At 45.9% G+C, this 20384-nt stretch carries 22 protein-coding genes; 1 reads left to right on the top strand and 21 read right to left on the bottom strand.

Annotated features, from left to right (window positions below; all coding sequences use genetic code 11):
- Nucleotides 1–45: 45 nt before the first annotated feature.
- The 19 genes from FC62_RS02385 to FC62_RS02475 form a co-directional block, all read right to left on the bottom strand.
- Complete coding sequence (locus FC62_RS02385) at nucleotides 46–1065, bottom strand: NAD(P)H-dependent glycerol-3-phosphate dehydrogenase (protein ID WP_056945975.1); 1020 nt, start codon at nucleotides 1063–1065, stop codon at nucleotides 46–48.
- Nucleotides 1066–1080: 15 nt separating this feature from the next.
- Nucleotides 1081–1914: a prolipoprotein diacylglyceryl transferase gene (gene lgt, locus FC62_RS02390; RefSeq protein ID WP_056946400.1), complete on the bottom strand. Its 834-nt coding sequence runs from the start codon at nucleotides 1912–1914 to the stop codon at nucleotides 1081–1083.
- An 11-nt stretch (nucleotides 1915–1925) separates the two neighbouring features.
- The gene (hprK, locus tag FC62_RS02395) at nucleotides 1926–2870 is read right to left on the bottom strand and encodes an HPr(Ser) kinase/phosphatase (RefSeq protein WP_054745918.1); all 945 of its coding nucleotides are present in this window, start codon (nucleotides 2868–2870) and stop codon (nucleotides 1926–1928) included.
- 85 nt (nucleotides 2871–2955) lie between these two features.
- Nucleotides 2956–3312, bottom strand: a complete 357-nt coding sequence (locus FC62_RS02400) for a phage holin family protein (protein WP_054745916.1) — start codon at nucleotides 3310–3312, stop codon at nucleotides 2956–2958.
- A 1-nt stretch (nucleotide 3313) separates the two neighbouring features.
- The gene (locus FC62_RS02405) at nucleotides 3314–3580 is read right to left on the bottom strand and encodes a DUF3329 domain-containing protein (RefSeq protein ID WP_054745914.1); all 267 of its coding nucleotides are present in this window, start codon (nucleotides 3578–3580) and stop codon (nucleotides 3314–3316) included.
- Nucleotides 3580–3831 carry a PspC domain-containing protein gene (locus FC62_RS02410; protein ID WP_075362819.1) on the bottom strand — a complete coding sequence of 84 codons (252 nt, stop codon included), beginning with the start codon at nucleotides 3829–3831 and terminating at the stop codon, nucleotides 3580–3582. The genes FC62_RS02405 and FC62_RS02410 overlap by 1 nt, the downstream gene beginning before the upstream one ends.
- A gap of 93 nt (nucleotides 3832–3924) precedes the next feature.
- Nucleotides 3925–4602: a phosphate signaling complex protein PhoU gene (phoU, locus tag FC62_RS02415; protein ID WP_056945974.1), complete on the bottom strand. Its 678-nt coding sequence runs from the start codon at nucleotides 4600–4602 to the stop codon at nucleotides 3925–3927.
- Nucleotides 4603–4614: 12 nt separating this feature from the next.
- Nucleotides 4615–5385: a phosphate ABC transporter ATP-binding protein PstB gene (gene pstB, locus FC62_RS02420; protein WP_056945973.1), complete on the bottom strand. Its 771-nt coding sequence runs from the start codon at nucleotides 5383–5385 to the stop codon at nucleotides 4615–4617.
- Between the two features lie 10 nt (nucleotides 5386–5395).
- Complete coding sequence (gene pstB / locus FC62_RS02425) at nucleotides 5396–6202, bottom strand: phosphate ABC transporter ATP-binding protein PstB (protein WP_056945972.1); 807 nt, start codon at nucleotides 6200–6202, stop codon at nucleotides 5396–5398.
- 9 nt (nucleotides 6203–6211) lie between these two features.
- On the bottom strand, nucleotides 6212–7099 hold the full coding sequence (gene pstA / locus FC62_RS02430; RefSeq protein WP_056945971.1) for a phosphate ABC transporter permease PstA: 888 nt from the start codon (nucleotides 7097–7099) through the stop codon (nucleotides 6212–6214).
- Entirely contained in the window at nucleotides 7096–8025 is a 930-nt protein-coding gene (gene pstC, locus FC62_RS08265; protein ID WP_056945970.1) for a phosphate ABC transporter permease subunit PstC, read from the bottom strand. Before pstC ends, pstA begins: the two co-directional genes overlap by 4 nt.
- A 9-nt stretch (nucleotides 8026–8034) precedes the next feature.
- Complete coding sequence (locus FC62_RS08270) at nucleotides 8035–8895, bottom strand: phosphate ABC transporter substrate-binding protein (protein WP_054745912.1); 861 nt, start codon at nucleotides 8893–8895, stop codon at nucleotides 8035–8037.
- A 15-nt stretch (nucleotides 8896–8910) separates the two neighbouring features.
- Nucleotides 8911–9801: a permease-like cell division protein FtsX gene (ftsX, locus tag FC62_RS02445; protein ID WP_056945969.1), complete on the bottom strand. Its 891-nt coding sequence runs from the start codon at nucleotides 9799–9801 to the stop codon at nucleotides 8911–8913.
- Nucleotides 9782–10477 carry a cell division ATP-binding protein FtsE gene (ftsE, locus tag FC62_RS02450; protein WP_056945968.1) on the bottom strand — a complete coding sequence of 232 codons (696 nt, stop codon included), beginning with the start codon at nucleotides 10475–10477 and terminating at the stop codon, nucleotides 9782–9784. Before ftsE ends, ftsX begins: the two co-directional genes overlap by 20 nt.
- A gap of 14 nt (nucleotides 10478–10491) precedes the next feature.
- Nucleotides 10492–11608 (bottom strand): peptide chain release factor 2 gene (gene prfB, locus FC62_RS02455; protein ID WP_141322552.1). Its coding sequence is split into 2 segments (ribosomal slippage): nucleotides 10492–11556 and nucleotides 11558–11608, totalling 1116 coding nucleotides; the frame shifts between segments, so codons are not numbered across the junction.
- Nucleotides 11609–11674: 66 nt separating this feature from the next.
- Nucleotides 11675–14071, bottom strand: coding sequence for a preprotein translocase subunit SecA (gene secA, locus FC62_RS02460; protein WP_056945967.1), 2397 nt, complete (start codon nucleotides 14069–14071; stop codon nucleotides 11675–11677).
- A 131-nt stretch (nucleotides 14072–14202) separates the two neighbouring features.
- Nucleotides 14203–14757 carry a ribosome hibernation-promoting factor, HPF/YfiA family gene (gene hpf / locus FC62_RS02465; RefSeq protein WP_054745909.1) on the bottom strand — a complete coding sequence of 185 codons (555 nt, stop codon included), beginning with the start codon at nucleotides 14755–14757 and terminating at the stop codon, nucleotides 14203–14205.
- Between the two features lie 81 nt (nucleotides 14758–14838).
- On the bottom strand, nucleotides 14839–15558 hold the full coding sequence (locus FC62_RS02470) for a ComF family protein (RefSeq protein WP_054745908.1): 720 nt from the start codon (nucleotides 15556–15558) through the stop codon (nucleotides 14839–14841).
- Nucleotides 15548–16867, bottom strand: a complete 1320-nt coding sequence (locus tag FC62_RS02475) for a DEAD/DEAH box helicase family protein (protein ID WP_082611543.1) — start codon at nucleotides 16865–16867, stop codon at nucleotides 15548–15550. Before FC62_RS02475 ends, FC62_RS02470 begins: the two co-directional genes overlap by 11 nt.
- Before the next feature lie 31 nt (nucleotides 16868–16898).
- Between FC62_RS02475 and FC62_RS02480 the strand changes: the two genes are divergently transcribed.
- Nucleotides 16899–17558 carry a YigZ family protein gene (locus FC62_RS02480; protein WP_056945966.1) on the top strand — a complete coding sequence of 220 codons (660 nt, stop codon included), beginning with the start codon at nucleotides 16899–16901 and terminating at the stop codon, nucleotides 17556–17558.
- 19 nt (nucleotides 17559–17577) lie between these two features.
- On the opposite strand, the gene FC62_RS02485 is transcribed toward FC62_RS02480, so the two are convergent.
- On the bottom strand, nucleotides 17578–18705 hold the full coding sequence (locus FC62_RS02485) for a glycosyltransferase family 4 protein (protein ID WP_056945965.1): 1128 nt from the start codon (nucleotides 18703–18705) through the stop codon (nucleotides 17578–17580).
- A 93-nt stretch (nucleotides 18706–18798) separates the two neighbouring features.
- Nucleotides 18799–20373 carry a ribonuclease Y gene (gene rny / locus FC62_RS02490; RefSeq protein ID WP_056945964.1) on the bottom strand — a complete coding sequence of 525 codons (1575 nt, stop codon included), beginning with the start codon at nucleotides 20371–20373 and terminating at the stop codon, nucleotides 18799–18801.
- Between the last annotated feature and the right edge of the window lie 11 nt (nucleotides 20374–20384).

The following is a 20384-nucleotide window of genomic DNA, read 5'->3' on the forward strand; positions in this document are numbered from 1 at the left end:
TTATTTTACTCTTTTAAAGAAAAGATGCAACTGTGTTGCTCAGTCCTAGAATTCGAGTTCGGGTTTATTCTCCCGTCCCATCATCCGCGCTATTTCTGCATCAACTGATGAATCTTCATACAAGAAGCGATAAATAGCAGCTGAAATCGGCATCTCTAGGTTTAACTCCTGGCTCAGTTCATGCAAGGCCTTTGCCGTCAGGACACCCTCGACAACCATTCCCATATCACTCAACGTCTGTTCGAGGCCCTTACCCTTAGCCAGTTCACGGCCGGCACGCCAGTTCCGAGAATTCGTACTCGTGCACGTCACAATCAAATCGCCGATACCAGACAGACCGCTAAAGGTCAGCGGTTGTGCCCCCAGTCGTACGCCGAGTCGCGTCATCTCAGCTAAGCCACGTGTCATGAGTGCTGCCTTCGCGTTATCGCCGAAGCCCTTACCATATAATAAGCCAGCCCCCAGCGCAATCACATTCTTGGTCGCACCGCCAACCTCGACCCCAATCACGTCGTTCGTCGTGTATAGTCTGAGGTAATCGTTACTAAAAGTTTCCTGCACCAATTCAGCTACAGCCGTTGATTCACTGGCAACAGACAGCGCAGTCAAGTCCTTTTGAGCTACGCCTTCCGCGTGACTCGGTCCAGAAATAATCGCAATTTTGTCTGTTTGAGCAGGATAGATCTCCTCCGCAATGATTTGCGAGACTCGCTTCTTTGACCCGGGTTCAATCCCTTTTGTCGCGCTCACAATGATTGGTTGTGCGTTATTCTGTGCCAAGATTGTGGCGATGGACGCACCAACGCTTCTAATTGCCTTCGTCGGAATCACCAGTAAGAGCATATCCTGTCCCTGCACTGCTGCTTTAAGGTCGATGGTCACTGCAATCCGCTCGTTCGTCTTAAATGTTGCCGCCAGGTACCGCTTGTTTGTGTGGAAATTGATAATCTCGTCTAACACCTCTTGGTGGTTACCATAAAGTGTCACAGAATGGCCGTTATCGGCTAATAGTGAGGCCAAAACCGTGCCCCATGAACCTGCACCAATGACTGCAATTTTTTTCATTATTTCCTCCACTTTTTACCGATGATATGGGTACTTCAACCCACTGCCCGCCAGATACCACTCAGGCTTAGTCACGCGCCGTCTGTAAATGAACAGACCGATGACGACGAAGAACAAGACCGCTGACAACGCCTGTGAGACCCTAATCGTGTTGAAGATGTACAGGCTATCAGTCCGCATCCCCTCAACGAAGAATCGAACTACACTATACCATAATACATAGCTAAGCACGATCTCACCACGTTTGAAAAGGTCCTTCTTGTGGCGTAATGCCAGAATGATAATCAGTCCAATCAGATTGAAGAATGATTCATACAAAAATGTGGGTTGCCGGTATGCACCGTTGATCCACATCTGATCGATGATGAACTGGGGTAGATGAAGCCCTTGGAGGAAGCTCAATGTTGTTTTAGCGCCATATGCCTCTTGGTTCATAAAGTTACCCCAACGTCCGAGTATTTGTGCAGCCATCACGCCTGGTGTGATGATATCTAAGACCAGCCATGCTGGCAAAACTTTGTAGTAGCAGAAAATAATCAGGGTAATGAGGCCGGCAATTAGTCCACCATAAATGGCAATTCCGCCGTTCCAGATGGCAAAAATCTGCGCCGGGTGGGCTGAATAGTAGCCCCACTCAAAGATGACATAATAAGCACGCGCTCCGATGAAGCCAATCGGCACGATCCACAACAACAGATCAATGATATCGTCCGGCATAATCTGGCGTCTTTTCGCCTCCGCCATGGACATCCAAACGGCGATGACAATCCCTATTCCAATTAAAATACCATACCAACGAACGTCGCGGCCGGCGAAACGAAATGCAATCGGATCAATTGCGTTAGCGATAAATTGCACAATTATTGCTCCTTCTCTGTGTTGTCTTGGATGAGGTTCGCCAAGTTCTCCTCGAACTTCTTGGTGGCATCGTAGCCCATATTCTTCGCACGGAAGTTCATGGCGGCAACCTCGATAATGATGGCCAGATTACGTCCAACCTTCACTGGTACGGTAATCTTCGGGATGTTTACGTCGAAAATCGGCATGGATTCCGTCTCGAAACCGACACGGTCATAGTTCTTATCATTGTCCCAATTCTCGAGGTTAACAACAAGTGAGATTGGGGTTGAGGCCCGAACTGCTCCTGCACCGAAGAGATTCATGACGTCGATGATGCCAATTCCTCTAATCTCCAGGAGGTGCTTCAAGATGGCTGGCGCCTCACCGACCACCGTCTTCTCGTCTTGTTGAAAGACGTCAACTCGATCGTCAGCGATTAGCCTGTGGCCCCGCTTCACGAGTTCCAGTGCAGTCTCACTTTTACCAACACCGGAACTACCCATAATCAAGACACCTAGACCATAGATATCGACCAGCACGCCATGGATACTCCGCCGTTCTGCCAGCCTGTATTCTAAGTACTCGGTAATGACACTCGAGAGTCTTGTTGTCGATAACTGAGAACTAAGAACCGGAATCTTGTACTCAGTCGCCTTCTCTAACAGTTCGTCAGGTGCAGCTAGCCCCCGGGAGATTAAGAAGCAGGGGGTATCCTCTTCTTTACACATCCGGTCGAACACGCTCAGGCGTTCCTCCTGCGTGAGTTCATTCGCATAGGAGACCTCGGTCATTCCAAGTAACTGAATCCGTTCATGCGGATAGAAGTCAAAGTAGCCGGTCAGTTCTAACCCGGGACGGGAAATATCCGTCACGCCCACCGATTTATTCTTCAGGTAATCAGCGCCCGCATAAACCTTCAGGCCGTTATCGTGCACCATGTCGCTAATTTTCACGTTCTCAGTCATTTTTATACCTCACGATTTAATCAACTTACTTGTTCCAGTTTACCATTTAGGTACTAAAAAAGCGCCTAAAAATCAGGGCGCTTTTTTAAAATTTGAAATTTTCGTTTAGAAACTTGAAGACCAAGCTTTGTACGAATGACAGTACAAGCGAAACAATAATAACATTGAAGAAACCATTAATCACAATTTGATTGCCGGCGAAGCTAATTGCCAACTCTAAGGAAATTCCGTTGATAATCAACGCGAAAATACCAAAGGTCAGAAAGGAGATTGGTAACGCTAGCAACTGCAACAGCGGGCGGATTGTTCCGTTGATGATGGTGATGAACAGGCCTGCCAAGAGCGCAAAGCCAAAACTTTCAACGGCAATCATCGCGGGGAACATTCCCGCTAGCGCGACTAGGACCAATGCGTTGATGAACACTCTGATTATAAACTTCATCCTATTGCTCGTCGGCCTTCACGTCATTTGTTTCAACGTCACGGGCTTCTTTTCTAGTTGTGTCTTGACTAGTTGAATTCGTGTAGGTCTTTGTTGTCCCGGTTGAACCGTTAGTTGGCTTCTTGTACCGATTATAGAGCCAAATAGCCAAGGCAATCACCAAGATAGGCACAGCAAAGCGGATGACGAAGGCAATGGCACCGAAGAAAATACTAATAATCAACGCCGCAATTAAAACCAGTATTAATATTGCTAGAAAACCACTCATTAATTCTCTTCCTCTCGATCGTTCGTCTCGTCGACCACATCTTCCTCAACAAAGTCTGTCGTGGACGGCTTCTGGGGGATGATGAACCACAATAATAGGTACAACAGGGTTAACGTGCTAAGTGAAACTACCAACAAAATAGCAAAAATAATTCTTAGTTTCGTGCTATCTATTGACCAATATTCTGCTAGACCACCGATTACACCAGCTAATAGTCGATCATCGGTAGAACGATAAATTTTTTTGTTCATGTTTGCTCCTTCTTATCAACTAATCAATATTTTACAGCAACTCGGTTGTTAAATAAATACGCGGCTCTCATCTCCGACGATTTTTATGTAATCTTAAACAGTGTCTTTACGCACGTTGTTATTCAACTCCACAATCTTACCCGTCTTCAAGTACACAACCCATTCACAGAGGTTGGTTGCATAGTCACCAATTCGCTCAAGGTAGCTCGCGACAAGCATGTAGTAGGTGTTACCAAGTATCGTATCCGCGTCCTTCTTCATCTCGACCACGATTTGCTTATGAATCTTGTGTGAGAGTTCGTTCACCTGATCATCCATCTTGGCAACAGTAATTGCTTCCTCCTCGTCCTCGTGGCGGTATGCATGGAGCGATTGGTCAACAATCTCTAAGACGACGTTTGCCAGCTCATCAATTGCCTGCTCAATCTCGTAGACCCTGGTCGTGCCTTTCACCTTAATCGTCGCCTTTGCGATGCTGACCGCATGATCGCCCATCCGCTCCAGATCCGAGCTCGCCTTCATGACAGTCACAATTCGCCGCAAGTCACTGGTAACGGGTTGTTGGAGTGCAATCAACTCGAAACAGGTTTTTTCAAGCTGGACTTCCAGTTCGTTAATCTTCGGGTCGTAGTCAATCACCTTACCAGCACCTGCCTTATCGTGCTCGATAAAGGAGTCGACGGCTCGCTTAATATTCTTGCTCACCATGTGCCCCATCGCCGCAAAGCTTTCATGTAAATCGGCAATTTCTTCATCAAATGTTGCTCTCATGTCAAATCTCCTCTAACCAAATTTTCCTGAAATGTAGTCTTCTGTCTCTTGCCTGTCCGGATTCAAGAACATCTTCTTGGTCTCATTATACTCAATCAAGTGCCCCTGTAGGAAGAAGGCCGTCCGATCAGATATTCTGGATGCCTGGCCCAAGTTATGGGTCACGATGATAACCGTGTACTTGTCCCTTAACTCAAGCAACATGTTCTCGATTTTCGCACTAGAGATGGGATCTAACGCACTTGTTGGCTCGTCCATCAAAATCACTTCTGGCTGCACCGCAAGGACCCGCGCGATGCAGACTCTTTGCTGCTGGCCACCTGAAAGTGAGAGTGCGCTCTCGTTCAACTTATCCTTCACATCATCGAACACGGCGGCGGCCCGTAAACTTTCCTCAACAATCTGATCCATCTCGTCCTTCGTGTACTCGTTCTTTTGTAGCCGCAAGCCATAGGCGACATTATCGTAGATCGAGAATGGGAATGGGTTTGGTTGTTGGAAAACCATGCCCACTTTTTTCCGGAGAGCCACAGTATCGGTAGTTGGCGCGTAAATATTTCGACCGTCAATCTTGACGGAACCTGTGATGGTCACGTTGTCAATCAGGTCATTCATCCGATTAAGCGTCCGCAGAAAAGTGGACTTGCCACATCCGCTCGGGCCAATCATCGCCGTGATTTCGTGTTCGAAATAATCAAGCGAGATGCCCTTTAACGCCTCGTTCTTGCCGTAGAAAAGATGCACATCGGAGGCAGAAATTATGGGTTCTTGATTTGGATTCATCGTTTTCCTCCTAGCCAAATCTGCCTGAGACGTAGTCTTCGGTCAGTTGTACTTGTGGTGTTGTGAAAATCTTGCGTGTCTCGTCGTACTCGACTGCATCCCCCAAGTGGAAGAAGCAGGTATAATCCGAAATCCGCGCTGCTTGTTGCATATTGTGCGTCACGATAATGATCGTGTAGTTGGCCTTTAAGTCCATCATGGTCTCTTCAACAGTTCCGGCCGAGATAGGGTCTAACGCACTGGCGGGTTCGTCCATCAATAGAATATCGGGTTTCATCGCAATTGCCCGTGCAATGCAGAGCCGCTGTTGTTGCCCACCGGACAGAGCTAAAGCACTTTGGCCGAGGTCATCCTTAACCTGATTCCAGAGAGCTGCCTGTTTCAACGTCGTCTCGACCAATTCGTCAAGCGCTTTTTTGTCATGCAGACCATGACGTTTGGGGGCAAACGTGATGTTGTCGTAGATCGACTTTGAGAAAGGATTGGGGCGTTGGAAGACCATGCCGATGTGCTTGCGCATCTCGTAGACATCGATTGCGTCGCTATTGATATCCAGGCCGCGATACATAATCTCCCCCTCCACTTTCGTATGGGGAATGTTATCGTTCATTCGGTTGATTGAGCGCAGGTACGTCGACTTACCGGAACCAGAAGCACCAATCAACGACGTAATCTTATTTCGCTCAAATTGCAGACTCACACCGTGGATGGCATCCTTCTCGCCGTAATAGACATGGAGGTCGTGGGTTTCAACGGCAATCTCCTTGTTCAACTTTGCTAAATCAATAATTGCCTTAGTTTGTTTTTCTTCAGTCATCAAAGTCCTCTACTTCACGCCAGTCAGATGGCGATATAACTTCTTACCAAAATAACGGGCCGCAAGATTAAAAATCAGTACAGCAATGATCAAAACCGCCGACGATGCTGCGGAGACGGCGTCGAGATCCGGAATAATTCCCTCACCATTAACCTTCCAAATATGAACTGCCAAGGTTTCGGCAGGACGAAATGGATTCAAGGGACTATTAATGTAGAGCGGATTCCAGTTGCTAAAATCCAGGATAGGCGAACTTTGGCCGGCGGTATAAATCAAGGCCGCAGCCTCCCCGAACACCCGGCCAGCCGCCAGAATCATTCCTGTAACCAAGTTTGGCAGTGCCTCGGGCACAATGACGTGCACGACGGTTTCGAAGCGCGAAAGGCCAAGTGAAAGGCCGGCCTCCCTTTGGGTGAAGTGAATTGAGAGTAGCGACTCCTCCACATTTCTGGTCAACAGGGGTAGATTAAAGACGGTCAAGGCTAGCGCTCCCGAGAGGATGGAGAAGCCAAAACCCATCTGAATTGAGAAAACCAAAAAGCCGAACAAGCCCACAACAATCGAGGGCAACGAACTCAATATTTCGATTGCCGTTCTGACGAATTCGGTCACCTTATTTTTCGGAGCATACTCGGCCAAGTAAATACCGGCCAGAATAGAGATGGGCAGCGAAATAATCATCGACAGAATCAAGAGGTAAAACGAGTTAAAAAGCTGAACCGAAATTCCGCCACCAGCCTCAAAGATCTTCGCCGGCGTAGTTAAGAAACGCCAGCTAATATTCGGCACGCCCTGGATAAGGATGTAACTGAGTAAGAAGGCGAGAATCAAGACAATCACGCCCGCCATGAAATAAATAATCTTGGTTGCTAATTTATCAACGTTTTTTGCATTCATCGCCCAAAGTTACCCCCCTTCTTTGAAATACGCCGGATGACCAGGTTAAACAGTAATGACATCAATAAGAGGAGTAGTGCGAGGGACCACAGTGCATTATTGCTGAGCGTTCCCATGACCGAATTACCCATCCCCATCGTTAGGACACTAGTCAGTGTTGCCGAAGGTGTGACCAAGTTATGTGGCATCAAGATGGCATTACCAATAACCATCTGGACGGCGAGTGCTTCGCCAAATGCCCGAGCCATTCCAAATACCACCGCGGTCAAAATACCGGGTAGGCTGGCCCGTAAAACCACCTTATAGATGGTCTGCCACCTGGTCGCACCGAGTGCGAGCGAAGCTGAGCGGTAATAATCGGGTACCGCGTTTAAAGCGTCAACCGTCATCGAAGTCACCGTTGGCAAGATCATCACGAACAAGACGAACGTCCCGGCCAGAATACCGAAGCCCGTACCACCAAAAATATTTTTGATAAATGGCACGACAACGGACAACCCGATGACACCATAAACCACAGACGGAATTCCGACCAGCAATTCAATTACCGGCTGGAGAATCTTCCGCCCACGCTTCTTACTGATCTCCGTCATGTAGATAGCCGCAGCGATTGCAAATGGTGTTGACAAAATTGCAGCCAGAAACGTCACCAGAAATGAGCCGACAATCATGGCCAAGGCACCGACCTCTGGCTGACCGTCGGCCCCCTTATTGCCAGGATTCCAGACGGTCTTTGACAGAAAGTCCCACAGATTGACTTTGTCAGTCGTGAAGGTTGCAATTCCTTTGGTTGCCACAAAAAGAAAAATTGCAGCAACGACCACAATAATTAATGCGATGGCGATTCCCGAAATGATTTTTCCGAAAAGTTCGCGTTTAGCAGCCTTAGATTTCTTCAACAGGCTAGCACGAATTTCATCTTGCATATTTTTCTCCTACTTAATCTTGGTAACTTGACCGGCCATCGAGCGCTCGACCTGCATGTCCTTAATGGCGATGTAACCCATTTTGTTTACAACAGAATTCTGCACGGTATCGCTCATGATAAACTGCATGAATTTCTTAGTACTCTGAGTGGGCTTCTTGCTTACATACATATGCTCGTAAGCCCAAAGCGGCCAAGCGTTTGTCGTCACGTTTTTCTGTGTCGGTGCCACGGAGTTTAACTTGACAGTTTTGACCGTATCATTCACGTAGCTGAAAGCAACATAACTGATGGCGCCCTTCGTGCTTGCGATAATTCGCCGCACCATGCCGTTTGAATCCTGTTCTTGTGCATTAACGGGCTGTTGCCCCTCAAGTACCGAGTCTTCAAAGGCCACACGCGTCCCACTGCCCTGAGCCCGGTTGACCAGTACAATCTTCAGATTTGGGCCACCGACATCCCGCCAGTTAGTAATCTTCCCAAGGAAAATATCGCGTAACTGGGCCAAAGAGAGACTAGCTACCCCGAGCGACTTATTGACAATTGGCGTGATTCCAACCACAGCCACCTTCTGACCGACAATCTTAGTCGCATCAATACCAGACTTTTGTTCCGCGTAGAGGTCGGAGTTGCCGATATCGACGGCTCCCGCCTGAATCTGTGCGAGCCCGGTTCCGCTACCGCCCCCCTGAACGTTAATGTAAACACTTGGGTGCTGCTTCGTAAACTGCTCGCCCGCGGCTTCGACCAAAGGCTGTAGTGCACTTGATCCTACCGCACTAACCACTTCGCCCTTTTGCTCAAGCGAACACGCACTGAGGACGGTTGTTAAAATCGTAATCAAGAATAAAAGTGCAAACTTCTTGCGCATTCGAGGACTCCCTAATTAACTAAGTTTGAGGTAACGTCTAATTGAAATAACTGATCCTAAAGCGCCAATCCCGGCACCAATCGCCACGATTAGCAAGTCTAAGCCGATCAGCACGCTTGCGGGGCTCAACAGACTATAACCCGCGTTCGCCAAGCCAACAGACATGCTTTTGAAGACAAATTGATAAACTAAGTCGACAATAATTATGGGGATGATGGAACCCAAAATACCGGTCCATGCCCCCTCAAGAATGAATGGTGTCCGGATAAACCGATTGGTTGCGCCGACCAACTGCATGATTTCAATTTCATTGCCCCGCGAGATGATTGTAATTCTGATTGTGTTCGCAATCAAGAAGATTGCCACCAAGAGCAGGATAATTGAGAAAATCAGGGCAATTCGTCTAACCGTTGCCATAATATTAAACAGCTGTTTCGCTTTATTACCACCGTAATTTACCTCGGACACATGTTCGAGACTCTTCACGGACTGAGCGATTTTCTTGGTCTCAGATACATTCTTCGCCTTAATGATGAGCATGTCCATCAAAGGATTTGAGTCACCACCAAGCATGGAGAAGGAGCTACCATAAACTTTGACCAGTTTCTTTAATTCATTCTCCTTGCTCGAGAACTTAATTGTATCCACGCCATCTACCTTGGAAATTTCGGTAGTCAGTTTTTCACGCTCAGCCTTAGTCGTGTCCTTTTGAATGGCGACTCTAACCCGAACATCGCTCTCTATGTCATTTGAGATCTTATTGATGTTAAATACGGCGCTCAAGAAGATACCAACTAGAAGTAGCGTTACACCAACGGCGGAAATTGCAGCAACGGTCATCCAACCATTTCTCTTCAGACTCTTCAAACTTTCTCTGATGTGGAAATTAATTGTTGCGGTTTTCATTGATGTAATTCCCTCCTTCTTCGTCACGAATCTTGACGCCATGCTCAATCTCGATCACACGATGAACATGTGTATTCACAATATCCTGATTATGCGTTGCCATGAGGATGGTCGTACCGGACTGATTAATCTCCTCAATCAGCTTCATGATGTCTTCCGTCGTGTTTGGATCCAGATTCCCAGTCGGCTCATCGGCAATTAGGACACTTGGTTTGTTCACGATTGAACGAGCGATGGCGATTCTTTGTTGCTCACCACCAGAAATCTGGTTCGGAAACATTGCTGCCCGCTCTTCTAATCCAACCATCCGTAGCACTGAATTAACCATCTCCGGAATCTGCTCCTCCGGGGTCTCGGTTACGCGTAGTGCGTAGGCGACGTTTTCAAATACGGTTAGTCTAGGTAAAAGTTTGAAATCTTGAAAGACCACGCCAAGCGTTCTCCTAAGTGTAGGAATTTCCTTATCCGTAATGGTATTCAAATTGAAATTATTGACCATAATCTGACCAGAGGTCGGCTTAACTTGCCGATACAACAATTTGATTAGCGTTGACTTACCCGCACCGCTTGGTCCCACAAGGTAGGCAAATTCACCCTGTTCGATCTTGAGATTTAAATTATCGATTGCCTTAACGCCATTATCATAATCTTTATTGACGTTGATTAATTCTATCATTGTCTCTCCTTACATTAATTAGGGTTTTCCTGACTGAGTAACCATTGAAGGTAGGCATAGATGAACGGATCTAAATCACCATCCATCACCGCGTTACCATTACTTGTTTCGTAGTTAGTCCGATGATCTTTGACCATCGTGTATGGATGAAATACATAAGAGCGAATTTGAGAGCCCCAACCGATATCCATTTGTTCACCAACGAGTTTAGCCTTCTCCGCAGCCTTCTTCTGCTCCTCTAGACGAAACAACTTAGCACGTAACATGCTCATGGCTGTATCCCTATTTTGAAATTGGGATCTTTGGGCCTGCGATGAGACCACGATTCCCGTTGGTAAATGGGTAATTCTTACAGCACTGGAAGTTTTGTTGATGTGCTGTCCACCGGCGCCACTTGACCTGAAAACATCAACGCGTAAATCGTCTGGATTGATATCCACCGTAATTGTGTCGTCAATTTCCGGTGTAATTTCGATTGAACAAAATGAGGTGTGTCGTCTCTTAGCGGAATCAAACGGAGAGATTCTCACTAGCCGGTGCACACCATGCTCGGACTTTAAGAGTCCAAAGGCATTCTCACCCTTGATAATCACGCTGACGCTCTTAACGCCGGCCTCGTCACCTGGTTCGTAGTTTGTCACTTCGAAGGTGAAGCCGTGCTGTTCGGACCATCTTTGGTACATGCGCATTAACATCGAGCCCCAATCCTGCGATTCTGTGCCACCGGCACCAGGATGAATTTCGAGCAATGCGTTATGTTTATCATACTCACCCGCTAATAAAAGATTCAACTCATATGACTTCATTTTTGCAGTTAAATCTGTCAGGTCTCGTTCCAAGCCCTGGGCAATCTCCGTATCATATTCCTCACGGAGTATCTCCAGGCTAACGGCAGCCTCATCGTACGCTTCCTGTAACTCGTGAAAACTATCGTGCTTCTGCCGTAGTTGATTGGTTTCATCAATAACCTGCTGTGCCTCGTTGTTATCATTCCAGAATTCTGGCTCAGCCATTTTCTGTTCATTGATGGCGATTGCCTCGTTTAGCGCATCGAGGTCAAAGAGACCCCCTAAAGTGTTTTAGCTTAGTGTTAATTTCCGTTAACGTCCTGTTTAAATCACTAATTTCCATCTAAAGTAATCTCCTTTTATAAAAAAATCAGGGTGGCATGATTTACTATGCATCCTGATTGATATTTTATCGTCTAATGTTTTGACGGATTTGTGCTTTCATGAATAGTCTGGTTGCATCAAATTCGATATTGGCTACCATTTCCTCAAACATTTGGTAACCTGCTTCTTGGTATTCAACAAGCGGATTAAGTTGACCATATCCACGAAGGCCAATTGATTGACGCAATTGATCCATTGCATCAATGTGGTCGGTCCAGCGCTCATCAACTACTCGCAAGATGACAACTTTCTCAAACTCGAGCATTTGTGATGCATCGCTTAACATATCTTGCTTCTCGTTATAATTCTCCGAAGCAAGTTTGTTGAGTGCTTCCTTCATTTCTTCTGGTGTCATGCTACCTAGATCAAGCTGCTTAGCTTTCTCTTCCGAAGTAATCGAGCTGATGACAAAATCATACAGGGCATCAATGTTCCAAGTATCTTTGTTTCCTTGAGTATAAAGGTCAACTTGATGTGAGATTGTTCTGTTAACCATACCCAATAACACATCTTTTAGACTCTCTTGCTCATCAATGACGTGCATACGCTCGCCATAAATGATCTCACGTTGCGTCCGCATCACATCATCGTATTGGAGTGTTTGTTTCCGCGTGTCATAGTTATTACCTTCAACTCGTTTCTGCGCACCCTCCACTTGACGGGTAATCAACCGACTCTCAATCACCTTGTCATCGTCATTATTCGAGATTCGATCCAAGAATGATTTGACTTTTTCTGAACCAAAACGTTTCATCAAATCATCTTCAAGTGAAAGATAGAATCTTGTTTCACCTGGATCACCTTGACGACCAGAACGGCCCCGCAATTGGTTATCAATCCGTCGTGATTCATGTCTTTCAGTTCCAATTACTGCTAGACCACCAAGCTCCTTAACACCGGGTCCGAGCTTGATATCTGTCCCACGTCCAGCCATGTTGGTGGCAATCGTTACTGCGCCACGTTGACCCGCGTTCATGACAATTTCTGCTTCCTTGAAATGGTTCTTCGCATTCAAGACTGCATGAGGAATCCCCTCTTGGTCAAGTAGATGCGACAAACGCTCCGACGATTCGATGGCGACAGTACCAATCAACATTGGTTGACCCACATCATGGCGTGCCTTAATTTCTTTGACAACGGCCGCAAACTTGCTGTCTAGCGTCGGGTAGAGTAAGTCCGGTTGATCAACACGTGCTAACGGGCGGTTAGTTGGAATCGTGATAACTTGCATGTTGTAAATTTCGCGGAACTCTTCCTCTTCTGTCTTGGCAGTACCGGTCATTCCTGAGAGTTTCTTATACATTCTGAAGTAGTTCTGGTAAGTGATTGTGGCCTGGGTCTTGTTCTCCTCTTGGATCTTCACACCCTCTTTGGCCTCAATGGCCTGGTGGAGTCCATCTGAATAACGCCGGCCCTCCATGACGCGTCCAGTAAATGAATCAACAATCATTACCTCACCATCTTGAACAACATAATCAATGTCATTTAGCATGATGTAGTTAGCCCGCAGAGCCTGGTCGATGTGGTGTACGAGACTAGCGTTCTCGATGTCATACAGGTTATTTAAGCCGAAATTCTTCTCTGCCTTCTTAATTCCCTGATTAGTCAAACTAATTGTTTTGGTTGGCCAGTCGATCTTGTAATCCCCGTTCTCCTCGTCAGTGGCCTTTGGATCAGTTGTATCCGCAACAAGCGACTTAACAAACCGGTCTGCACGAAGATAGTCACCAGAGCCTTGGAAAGCCTGCCCGGAGATAATCAAAGGTGTCCTAGCCTCATCAATTAAGATTGAGTCAACCTCATCAATTACCGCATAGTTCAGTGGTCTTTGAACCATCTGATCCTTATAGACCACCATGTTATCCCGTAAATAATCGAAACCTAGTTCACTATTGGTTGAATAGGTAATATCCGCCTGATAGGCCTCACGCTTCTCATCAGGACTCTTAGAGTTCAAATTTAGACCAACTGAGAGGCCAAGCCAGTTGTATAATTGGCCCATTTCTGTCGCATCACGGGTAGAAAGATACTCGTTAACGGTAACAACGTGGACTCCCTGACCTTCTAGGGCATTCAAATAAACCGGCATGGTGGCGGTCAAGGTCTTACCTTCACCAGTCATCATCTCAGAAATATTCCCCTCATGAAGTGAGATACCACCGATAATTTGCACCTTGAATGGGTAGAGTCCCAGAACACGTTTTGCGCCTTCACGGACGGTAGCAAATGCCTCAACCAGAATATCGTCGAGTGTTTCTCCGTTCTTCAACCTCTCCTTAAATTTCGGGGTGTTTCCCTGCAGCTCCTCATCTGACATGGCAGAATATTCTTCTGCGAGTGCCTCAACACGGTCAGCGATTGCTTCAAATCTCTTCAACTCGTGTTTGTCATTGTCAACGAGTTTTCTTAAAAAGTTTGCCATCTAATAAATTCCTCAGTTAATCTTTGAATTGAATCTTTGCACTTGTAACAGTTTAACATTTTATTCCAATTAATAAAATTACTATTACATTAAAAAAAGAGCCTTTTCGGGCTCTTTCTACTATAAACTATTTATTCATCGGTTTCAATCAAGCCATACCGGCCATCTTGCCGACGATAGACAATACTTGTACCATTCGTATCAGCATCTTCAAAAATGAAGAAGTCATGACCTAGCATGTCCATTTGGAGAATTGCTTCTTCTGGATCCATTGGTTTCAGGTTTACTTGCTTAGTTCTCACGATATCAAGTTGCTCATCTTTAGTTTCTACAGCCTCCTCACCATCAGAGTCTGTAAGCAAGAAGTCCTTGATGCCCTTTTCCCTAGTCTTGCGGTTAATTCTGGTTTTAAATTTACGAATTTGTCTCTCAAGTTTCTCAGAAACATTATCGATACTGCGATACATATCATCAGTTGTTTCTTCTGCGCGTAAAACAAGGTAAGGAAGTGGAATAGTAACTTCGACCTTCGCGGTTCTGTCTGTGTAAACCTTCAAATTTACATGGGCGATAACCTCAGGATCATTTTCAAAATACTTATCAAGCTTAGCTAGACGTTTCTGAACGTATTCCCTCAGAGCATCTGTTACCTCAATATTTTCACCGCGGACATTATAACTTAGCATAATGATTCTCCTTTCAAGCACCCGGAGGCGCTTTCTTTACTCTTATTATAGCAAAGTTCGAAATTTATGCGTAATAAATACTCACCTAATTATAGAAAAACTTTCCAGCTGCAAATTGGGATTGTGGAGCTGAATTGCATCCCGTGCATGATAGAACGTCCGTCCGGTTGTATACAGATCATCTAGGAGTAGGCCACGGCCGGATAACGGCATACTTCCACAATAGACAAAGGTTTGTTTCGTCTGCATCCGCTCCTGCCTATTCTTTTGGGACTGGGGCTTCTCAGTAGACTCCTTTGTCAACACCAGTGTTAGGGGGACCAGCGTGTCGAAAATACTGGTTATTGTATCAAATCCTCTACTCTGAACATGCAGTGGATCAGTTGGCAGTGGGATGAAATAGTCAAATCTACCACTAGCAACTACTTCCTTGAGTTGGTCTGCGATCAAGGATTTTAACGCATCTACCAACACATAATCACCGTATCTCTTATAGCGCCGCATCAAGTCGTGCATCGAGTCGGTGTATCGAAACAGGGCATGATTCACTAGCGGTACACCACTTTTGTTCCAGCGGATACAATCCAGACAGATATCGTGATTTTGCTGGTGACGACCACACTGCGGGCAGTATTCGGGGCCAATCAGGACAAAAGTCTGGCGACAGTCAGCACAAAGCACTCCCCCATCATTAACAGATTGCGTTCTTCGTTGCTTATTTAACACCGGTATCAGGAACTGAGCCAAATCAAACTGAATCACCAGCTCTTGGTTACAAATAAGACAGCGATTATTTTCCATGTTTATTCATCCTCTTAATCTGCTTAATTGCTTTTTGAATCGATTCGCGGTATTCATGATAGAAAAAGTAGACTTGACCACTGGGGTCATTTGCTGCTCGGCCCACCCTACCAGCTATCTGGACCAAGGAGGCCGTATTGTATATCCGATCATCAGCATCGAGCACGATTACCTGAGCTTCTCTGATTGTCACCCCACGCTCCAGAATCGTCGTGGTGAGGAGTAGGTCAAGCTCACCTGCTCGAAATTGCATAATCTTCTCGATTCGCTCGGCATCCCCGGCATGGACTGACGCCATCGCCACAGTAGGAAATAGTTTACTCAGTGTACGATAATAGGAATCCAGCTGCGCTATTTTGGGTACGAAGATCATCAACGGCTTCTGCAGCGCAATCAATTTGCGGATGGCTTTGATAATTATCCAGTTGATTCGTCCCTTTTGACTAATTGTTGCCCCCACAACTAATTTAGCCTGTGGTACGGGGAGATCGAAGCCATGAAATCTCCGACACAACAAGCTATAATGCAACTGATTCTTCTTCACTAGCGCCAGCTGTTCTTTTGCTGGTGTTGCGGTCAGAAAAAATGTACAGCCAGACAGCTTCTGCGCCGTAGCCGCGCCGAAAGCCAGCAAACGGGAGTCGCGGTAAGGAAAGGCATCAACTTCATCAATGATGACTAACTCAAAGGCGTGGTAGAATTTCAGCAGTTGGTGCGTCGTGCAAATCACAAGTTGATCGTTCTCCGGTTCGCTGTATTCCTGACCATGATACTTACCAATCTTGGTATTGCTAAAAGCTTGACTGAACCGCGGGAATAACTCGTTCACAACGTCAATGCGCGGTGTAGCTAGGCAGACCCTGTTGCCAGCCGAAAGGGCCGTAGCCACCACCTTAAATAGCATCTCGGTTTTTCCTGCGCCGGTCACCGCATGCACGAGGTGATTACTCTTAGTCGTGAAGGATGCCATTAAGTCTCGACTAACCCTCTCCTGTGCAGGCGTTAATTTACCAGTCCACCTTAAGACACTATCCTGTGGCAATTGACGTGGAGCGTCGGGAATGCGCACCAAATAATCGTTTGCAGTCACCCGTCCCAGTCCGATACATTCCCTGCAATATGCAATTTGTCCGGGTAGAAATGCGTTGCAAATACTGTTACACCGGCTACAATAATAACTAGTATCAACTTGCCGAATTGCTGGCACACGCTCATACCGCGCAGGATATTCCTTGAGTGCGGCGGCGGGAACGCTAATTTGACGCCCATGTAATTTCTCAAATTCGATTTTGTTTGTATTGATCATCATAACTATAAGTACGCCAAAAGGAGGCATTTCCATGCAGAAATATTTAACAATTAAAGAAACCGGGACTTACGAACAGATAATCAACAAAAGTCGCTTTATTGCCACCTTTTCCCGCATTGAGAACGAGAAACAAGCACAAGAATTCATTAAGGAAGTCCGGCAAATTCACCGCTCAGCAACGCATAATTGCAGCGCCTATGTCTTAGGAGAGCATGACGAGGTTCAACGAGCACACGATGATGGTGAGCCCGCCGGAACTGCTGGCGTACCCATGCTTGAGGCGCTAAAGCTTATGCAACTGAAAAATGTTGCGGTTGTTGTCACCCGCTACTTCGGCGGCATTAAGCTTGGTGCCGGAGGACTAATTCGTGCATACAACGGCACCGTTTCAACTGGAGCGAAGGAGATTGGTATCGTGTTGCGCAGTCGCCAAACTGCGCTCAAATTTACGATTTCATACGACCAACTAGGAAATATCGACTATTATTTAAAGGCACACAATATCGCAATAGCACACCAGGATTATGGTGTTGCCGTGGACTTTGAGATCTTTGTTGACCCGCTAGAGGTCGAACCTGTTCAGAATGATCTATCCGAGTTATTACGCGGTCAAGTAGAATTTACGGTTGGTGAGCCGCGTTTCGTCGAAACGTTAATAGGCCGATCTATGCAAAATAAAAAAGATAATTAGACCGTTGCCAAGCAGCAGATTAATTATCTTTATTTTTTTGTTCCTTTTCGGTTTCTACCACGGGATCACGTCTACTCATTTTGATAATTATGCGGCTGAGCAGATGCAGTAATGGTTTATATTTCTCCCCGAGGAGGCCAATCGTTTCCACGAATAACTCAAGCCCTACCACTAGGCCTGCAAGTAAGAACCAGGTCCCCCACGCGGGACTTAGGATGAACAGCAGTGAGATGAACGAGAAGATGAAGGACAGTCCGTAAATTGCTAATACGGTTTGTCGGTGCGACAGGCCCATCTCCATCAATTGGTGGTGCAAATGGTGCTTGTCTGCCTCCGAAACGGGCTTTTTATTGAGCAATCGCCGAATGATTGCATAGACCGTATCTGTAATTGGGACCCCCAGGATGATAATCGGTACCAGCAATGAGATAAACGTAACGTTTTTCAGTCCCTTAAGAGATAGGACTGCAATCATGAAGCCCAAGTACAGTGCGCCCGTGTCGCCCAAAAAAATTTTTGCGGGATGGAAATTGTATGGGAGAAAGCCCAACAACGTGGCAGCCAACATGAAGGCCAACAAAGGCACGTAGAATTCGTGGACGTTCAAGAAGAAGAAACCGACTACCCCCATTGTGAACAAACTGATGAGCGAGACCCCCGTAGCGAGGCCATCCAGTCCATCAATTAGGTTCACGGCGTTCGTCAACGCCAGAATCCAGAAAATCGTGATAGGAAAACTCCACCAACCAAGGGTAAATGTGCCAATGAAGGGCAGTACAATTTGGTTCATTCTGATACCGGCAAGAAAGTAGATTACTAAGGCAGCTACGAAAATACCGAGCATCTTTTGCCCCGGTTTGAGCTCCAAGATATCATCGATTAAGCCCGTGAGTACGATAATTGTCTCTGCTAGGAAGATGCTGAATAATTCATGCGTCGGAAATTGATTGCGTAACAGAATAAAGCAGCCGATATTGAAGGTCACAAATATCGCTAACCCGCCAATCGTCGGCATTGGTTTCTTATTAACTCGCCGTGCGTTTGGGTTATCAACAGCTCCGAAAACAAAGGCGAGTTTCCTAATGAACGGCGTAATTACAGCCGAAATAAGTATGAGTGAGAATAACAGAACGATAATTTTAAACATTGAGTTCAACTTTCTTCTACGTATAAAGTCTATTATACAAGTACAGGCAGAGACTGACAATAAAATAAAGGACCTAGGCTTCCACCTAAATCCTTATTTGGCAACTTCGACCGCCCGTTTCTCCCTAATTAGGGTAACTTTGATGTTCCCCGGATATTCCAACTCGGTCTCTATCTTATTTTTGATTTCACGGGCTAAAATAACGGTTTGATCGTCTGACACTTTATCAGGCTCAACCATAATTCTAATCTCGCGTCCTGCTTGTATTGCATATGCTTGTTTGACACCATCATAGCTATTGGCAATTGTTTCGAGTTTCTCAAGCCGTCTGATGTAGTTCTCAAGCGACTCAGACCGCGCACCCGGACGAGCCGAGGAGATTGAGTCTGCTGCTGAAACCAGAACGGAAATGAATGAGATTGGCTCAACATCACCATGATGGGAAGCAATTGCGTTAACAACTACATCCGGCTCATGATATTTCTTAGCCAATTCCACGCCTATTTCGACGTGTGTACCCTCTATTTCATGATCGATTGCTTTGCCGATGTCGTGTAATAATCCTGCACGGACTGCAAGTTTTTCATCTAAACCAAGTTCCGCAGCAAGTGCTGCAGTTAGTTTGGCAACTTCAATTGAATGGTCCAAGACATTTTGACCATAACTAGTACGATATTTTAAGCGACCTAGTACTTTAATTAATTCGGGGTGCATGTTGTGGATGCCAAGCTCCATCAACGCACTTTCACCGGCTTGATAGATATCATCATTGACCTCTTTACGGGCCTTATCAGCCATCTCTTCAATCCTGGCGGGATGGATTCTACCATCCTCAATCAGCTTCTCGAGTGTGCGTTTAGCAATCTCTCGCCTAATTGGATCAAAACCGCTAAGTACAACAACTTCCGGCGTATCATCAATGATTAAATCTATTCCGGTTAGTGCCTCAAACGAGCGGATATTACGGCCCTCACGTCCGATAATACGCCCCTTCATCTCATCGTTTGGCAAATTAATAACTGAGACCGTGGTCTCAGATACTGTATCTGCTGCAGAGCGTTGAATTGCTTCAACTATCAGTTTCTTGGCAAACTTGTCTACAGAGTTCTTAACCTGTTCGTTACTATCTTGAATAATTTGTGCACGTTCACTAACTAAACTATCTTTTAGGTCATCTAAGATTAGTTTACGGGCCTCATCTTCGCTGAGTTGAGCAACCCGGTGCAGTTCTTCTTGTCTTTGTTCAATTAAGTCGTTTGCTACTTGATCTTTATGTGCTAATTCCTGTTGTTGCTCGTTGAGTTTCTCGTCGCGCCGCGCTAATTGATTCTCTTTCTTTTCAATTAGTTCGTCCTTGCGATCAAGTGTTTCTTCTCTTTGCACAAGCCGGTTCTCTTGCTTTTGAAGTTCTTGACGCCGTTCTTTAAGCTCTGCCTCAACCTCTTGACGATACTTGTGAGTTTCATCTTGAGCAGCTAAAACCTTCTCTTTTTTAAGGTTCTCCGCTTCTTTTCTGGCAGTGGCAAGAATTCCAGCTACCGTTTGGGTAGCCTGATCTAATTCTTTCTCATGTTTAGCTTGACGAAGTTTCTCCCCGGCAACAATACCGAGTCCGAATAATAGCATTAAAACTGCGACCGCGAGGATTGTCAAAATTATGTTATTCATTTTGTCCCCTA

Source organism: Amylolactobacillus amylotrophicus DSM 20534 (genome assembly GCF_001434555.1).
Taxonomy (GTDB): Bacteria; Bacillota; Bacilli; order Lactobacillales; family Lactobacillaceae; genus Amylolactobacillus; species Amylolactobacillus amylophilus.